At 66.7% G+C, this 5,402-nt stretch carries 4 protein-coding genes and 2 pseudogenes; 1 reads left to right on the top strand and 5 read right to left on the bottom strand.

Annotation, left to right across the window (positions count from 1 at the left end; translation table 11 throughout):
* The 3 genes and pseudogenes from ABZZ17_RS23800 to ABZZ17_RS23790 form a co-directional block, all read right to left on the bottom strand.
* Positions 1 to 797, bottom strand: a pseudogene (locus ABZZ17_RS23800) (hypothetical protein); the annotation flags it as partial.
* Positions 798 to 850: 53 nt separating this feature from the next.
* Entirely contained in the window at positions 851 to 1,468 is a 618-nt protein-coding gene (locus tag ABZZ17_RS23795; RefSeq protein WP_356878330.1) for a hypothetical protein, read from the bottom strand.
* A 641-nt stretch (positions 1,469 to 2,109) separates the two neighbouring features.
* Entirely contained in the window at positions 2,110 to 2,316 is a 207-nt protein-coding gene (locus ABZZ17_RS23790) for a hypothetical protein (protein ID WP_356878329.1), read from the bottom strand.
* A gap of 265 nt (positions 2,317 to 2,581) precedes the next feature.
* Between ABZZ17_RS23790 and ABZZ17_RS23785 the strand changes: the two genes are divergently transcribed.
* On the top strand, positions 2,582 to 3,568 hold the full coding sequence (locus tag ABZZ17_RS23785; protein ID WP_356878328.1) for a helix-turn-helix transcriptional regulator: 987 nt from the start codon (positions 2,582 to 2,584) through the stop codon (positions 3,566 to 3,568).
* A gap of 94 nt (positions 3,569 to 3,662) precedes the next feature.
* Here the strand turns inward: ABZZ17_RS23785 and ABZZ17_RS23780 are convergent, their stop codons facing one another.
* Complete coding sequence (locus ABZZ17_RS23780) at positions 3,663 to 4,244, bottom strand: hypothetical protein (RefSeq protein ID WP_356878327.1); 582 nt, start codon at positions 4,242 to 4,244, stop codon at positions 3,663 to 3,665.
* A gap of 150 nt (positions 4,245 to 4,394) precedes the next feature.
* A pseudogene (locus ABZZ17_RS23775) lies at positions 4,395 to 5,310 on the bottom strand (IS256 family transposase); the annotation flags it as partial.
* Positions 5,311 to 5,402 lie beyond the last annotated feature (92 nt).

Genomic DNA, 5,402 nt, shown 5'->3' with positions numbered 1-5,402 from the left:
GTGCCGATGGCGTAGACGTGCATGGTGTTGCCGGTGACTGTGCTGGTGAGGGCTTTCAGGCCGGTTCCGCCGAGGGAGGTCCAGGATCCGGTCCACTCACCGGCCGCGTAGTCGCCGTCGGTGTTCCACAGTCCGCCGTCCGCACCCACCACCTCCAAATGCACCTTCGAAGCGGCAGACGCGGGCGGGGTGTCCGCGGTGATGTTCTTGTAGCGCAGCGCCGAATAGCTGCTGGTGGGGTGTGACGCCACGGACGAGGCATACAGGTTGCCGTCGGTGTTGTAGTTGGTCGGCCTGCTCCTGCTGCTCTCCTGGTAGTAGTTGAAGGTGCCGGCGGCCTTGTCCCGCCAGCCCGCGAAGAGGATGACGTGGTCGTCACTGTTGAGTGCGTCACCCGGCTGGAGGTCCCACTTACTGATCTGCGTGGAGACCTCCGGTAGCGTCCACGTGGTACGGCTGGAGTTGAGCTGCCAGGCCATGGAGACGAAGCCCGAGCAGTCCTGGCGGTACCGTCCACCGGTACGGCTGTCAGCCCACCAGCTGTACGGGGCGATCAGCCCGTTGGCGCTGTACGGGACTTGCTCCTCCACCCAGACCTTCGCCCGGGCTATCGCCTGGCTGCGGGAGACCGTGCCGCCGGGGGCGGCGTGGTTGCCCAGCGATCCGGTGGATGTGACGGAGGAGGCGGAGGATTGGATGCTGTCGGCGTGGGCGGGCATGACGGACAGCACGAGCGAGGCCGCGCAGGCGGCGGAAGTGACGGCAGTCGAGCGAACGATGCTGTTCTTGATATGCACGGTGGCTCCTGTGGAATGACGTCCGATAGGGCTCGGGCGCTGAGTGAGGTGGCTTAGTTCTGCCGGCCGAGCTCGGCGAGCGTGCCGAGCACGGCTGTGTCGCCGGTGGTGTCGTGTGGCGGCGAGGGGCGTTCTTCCAGCTCGTCGAACTGGAAGAGCGTGATGCGGTCGCCCTGCTGAACGGCGTAGAGATGATTGGTCTGCAGGCCGCGTGCTGACATGCCCCCGGTGCCCGTCCACTTCCGTGACCAGGCGGTTCCGTCGGCGGTGGTGGCGGTTGTGGTCACGACGGCGTCCTGGGGTACGCCCTCGCGCTCCTGGAACCCCCGTGATGTTGCCTGGCAGGTGTTCATGTCGGCGACCAATCGGCCGTACGCGCTCTTGGCTGACTGCGCGTCCGAGAACGCGAACAGCTGCTGACCGGCGGAGTTCCTGGCCGCGCTGAGATATCCCTGCTGCTGCCAGAGGGTGGCCCCGGTGACAGCGGTGCACTCGCTGAGGGTGATCGTCTGGCCGTGCAGCTCCTGGCTGGTCAGGGGGCCGTCCGGCTTCCAACCGAGAGACTTCTGAACGGGCAGCTTTTCCAGGCCTTCCGGCGCAACTGCGGCGGTTCGTGGGGCGGCCGCGTCCGTTCGGCCCTGTGTGGCCGTGCGGTTCGGCGGCTGGGACACCGGAGGTGCCGCGGACTGCGCGGGCTGCCCCGGGCCGGTGGGGGGAGCGGAGGGCGGGGGAGCGCTGGTCGAGGGTGAGGGCGGGATCCGGGCAGTTGCGGAGGCGTCCTTGCCGGCCACGGCCAGCGGGGCGGCGTCCGGGGCGTGCCCGCATCCGGTCGTCAGGGCCGCGGCGCCGAGGGCAAGGGCCACCGAAACGGCCGTAGTGAAGGCGGATCGGTTCAATCGTCTGGGCATGACTGCTCCTGAAGCGATGGAGGAGGTACGGAGAAACAAACGGCGTATGGCGAGTTAAATCGCCGCGCGGTGGTGCTGAGAGCCCGAGATGTGTGAGCGAGGTGAGGCAATGTCAGGGCGGAACGAGGATCAGGGAAGCGCGAGCAGTAAGCCGCAGGAGGCGACGGGGGCCTCCGCACGGCTGAGCAGCGCTCGCATCCGGGCCAGGGCCGAGGCGTCGGACGAGGCGCGGACGAAGAGGACGACGTCCAGGCCGTGCTCTGCGGTGCGTGCCCGTACGTGCTCTAGCCTGTCGGCCGGCCAGGCGTGTGCCCAGAGGAGGTCTTGGAGGAGGGGGACCTCGTCCTCGGCGATTGGAGCCAGTGTCGTTCGAACGAGGCACGCCCGGATCACACGCACCGGGTTCAGTCCCAGCCGATGACCTGAGACGCCTCACCTGACGGGGCTGCGAACCCGACTCCGGCAGCCTGCACCGAGTCCCAGCCGATCACGCCCGGTCCGGTGGAAGTCTTTGCGGTGACCGGGAAGGCGAGGGAGTGGGCACCCGTGGAGAGCATCGCGGTGACGCCAACGGCGGCGATGAGGGTAGCGGTACGGGCAGTGCGAGACATGGGGTTCCCCTGTACGTGAGTCGCTTCGGACGGTGTTGGTGATGGGCGCGCACCGCACCGGGCGGTCCTTTAGGACCCTGGCCTGGGGTGGGGTTCCGTGCCCCCGCCGTCCGGTGATCACCATCCTGCCGCCGCGCACACTCCGTCGGAAGGCGTGACAACTGACACCAAGGGGCCAGGCCCCTTTAGGACATGCTGGCGATTATGATCGTCGTGCTGGAGTTGAGTGTGACTCGAGAATGAACTGCGGCCGGGGGGCTGATCGATGCTCGATGCGTTGGGGCTGGATACGGATGCCGAGACCGTCTACCGACGGATGCTGGCGGATCCTTCAGGGGGAGTGGCAGAGTTCGGGTACCAACTGGGCATGACCGAAACTCAAGTCCGGGACGCACTCGACCAGCTAGTCGACCTCGGCCTGCTCGCCGAATCCCGGGACAGACCCGGTGCACTGCGTGTGGTCAGCCTCGAAGCGGGCCTGGAACAGCTGCTCCGCCGCCAGGAGAGGGACCTCGTCAGGCGCCAGCACGCACTGGCGATGAGCAAGGCGGCCGCGGCCCGTGCCATCGCCGAATACGGGGACCTGCAGCCCAACACGCAGACCGACGGCGCGGAACGCCTCGTCGGCCTCGATGCGATCCAATCCCGGCTGGAGGAACTCACGGCGGAACTACGCCGGGAATGCCTGTCGATCATACCCGGCGGAGCCCAGTCGCAGGCGAGCCTCGACGCTTCGCGGCCGCTGGACCAGGAGGCCCTGGCGCGCGGGATCCACATGCGTGCCATCTACCAGGACAGCGTCAGGAACGATCCGGCGACCCACGCCTATGCCTTGTGGACTACCCAGAGGGGCGGTGAGGTCCGCACCAGCCCCGTGCTGCCCCCACGATTGTTGGTCTTCGACCGCACCACAGCCGTCGTCCCGATCGACCCGACCAACTCTCGGCTCGGCGCACTGTGCACGACGGCGCCCGGCATCGTCGCCTCCCTCGTCACCTTGTTCCACCAGACATGGGATACAGCCGTCCCCCTGGGCACTGCCCACAAGCCGACCGCGCCGGAAAACATTACAAGTGGTGAGCGGGAACTCCTCAAGCTCCTCGCCTCCGGACTGACGGACGATGTCGCCGGCAAACGCCTCGGTGTCTCCCAGCGTACGGTGCGCCGTCAGATGTCCGCACTCATGGAACGCCTGAACGCGGTCAGTCGCTTCGAAGCGGGTCTCAAGGCAGCACAACGCGGCTGGCTCTGAAGCCGATTACGGGTAGGGTCCCGTCCTCCTCGCGTCGGTGGTCACGGTGGACCATCACGCAGTGCCCACGGGAACTGATCGCAGTATCGGCCCATCAACCCGTCACCAGAAAGGAGTTCCCACAGGTCAATGCGTGAATCCTCGAGCCATGCTCAAAACCTTTGGATCGGCATCGGGTTGAACGAGAGGGGCGTACTTTCCCGAGTGGTCGATTGATGGTCATCGAGTAGGCCGGCGCTGCGAACACCGAGTAATTGTCAATACCTGTCGATTGGTTGACCTCGGTCAGAGGTGCGAAGCGCGTCGAGATGGAGTCTGGAGTTTGCGCGTGTGAGGCAATATCCAGACGACGTCTGGCGCCGGATCGGTTGAGGCCCCGCCGTGCTGCACGACGCTCCGACAGAGGCATGCCGTCGATCTGTGCGCGAGCTGGTGCGGCGGTACGAGACCTGAAAAGCTGTCTTGCATGGCCATAGCAAAAAAGGGAACGCGGGTTATTGTCGTCGACGGGGAGCGCTATCGCTGGGTGGTCGCGCCCGACGACGAGTCCGGCGTGGCGATCGTTGTCCTGCATGAGGAAGTTGATGGACAGCGCATGGTGACGTGGGTTGAGCACGGCGTGGTGGTCGCACCGGGGTTGGTTGCCGGAGCCATCCGGGACGCGTTGCTTCACCATGGTTGGACACCTCGGCTACGTGGCAGGCAGCTCACGTTGCGGTGTCTGGGCAGGAATCCGGCCCCTGCGAATCTGAGGCTGATCGCTTGGCCGCCCGCGGCGTGAGCGAGCGGCTCGTCGACGGTCGAGCTCGGTCAGGCAGCGGCAGGCCGGCCGCTCGACCAGCTGACCACGTTCAAAGCGGGCTCCGGCGCGGACCAGGGCGACGAGGTGGGCGCCGTTGACCGAGCGCCGGCGGGCTTGGGCGGATTCGACGAGTTTGAACGCCATGGCGAGGGCGGCGGCGCGGGATCCGGCGCCCTTGGTGACCTTGGTCCGCAGCCGGACGGTGGCGAAGGGCCGAAGCGATGGGGTTTGTGGTCCGCAGGTGGATCCAGTGCTCGGCCGGGAAGTCGTAGAAGGCCAGCAGCATGTCCTGGTCGTCGGTGATCTTCTTGATGGCCTTGGGGAACTGCGCGCCGTAGAGCATGACGAAAGTCTTGATCGCCTGCTCGGCGTGTTCGCGGTCCTCGGCGTTGTAGATGTCCTGGATCGCCTTCTTCGCTGCCGGCTGGGCCGACTTCGGCATGCTGTCCAGGACGTTGGCGGTCTTGTGGACCCAGCACCGTTGCTCGCGGGTGTCGGGGAAGTCCTCGCGCAGGGCCTTCCAGAACCCGAGCGCGCCATCGCCCACCGCGAGCACGGGAGCGCGCATGCCCCGGCCCGCGCAGTCCCGCAGCAGTGCAGCCCAGGACTCCGACGACTCCCGGTAGCCGTCGGCCATCGCGACCAGTTCCTTGGTGCCATCGGCTCGGACCCCGATGACGACCAGGACGGCGGCCTGTGCCTCGTCCAGGCGTATGCGTAGGTGGATGCCGTCGACCCAGACGTAGACGTAGTCGGTGCCGGACAGGTCGCGTTCCTGGAAGGCGGCATGGTCGGCCTGCCACCGCTGAGTGAGCCGGGGGATGGTGGCCGACGACAGGCCCGCGGTGGAACCGAGAAACTACTGCATCGCCGGAACGAAGTCGCCTGTGGACAAGCCGTGCAGGTACAGCAGGGGCAGCACTTCGGCGATCTTCGGGGACTAGGCACTGTCTTCAAAGGGTTCTGATGGGGGATCATGTGCCGCATGGTGCGTCGTCATGAACTGTCGGATCTGGAGTGGGAAGCGTTGTC

Origin of the sequence: Streptomyces sp. NPDC006512, from assembly GCF_040611935.1 — a bacterium.
Classification (GTDB): Bacteria; Actinomycetota; Actinomycetes; order Streptomycetales; family Streptomycetaceae; genus Streptomyces.
The sequence above is the reverse complement of the archived record's forward strand: the minus strand, read 5'-3'. Positions and strand labels throughout refer to the sequence as shown.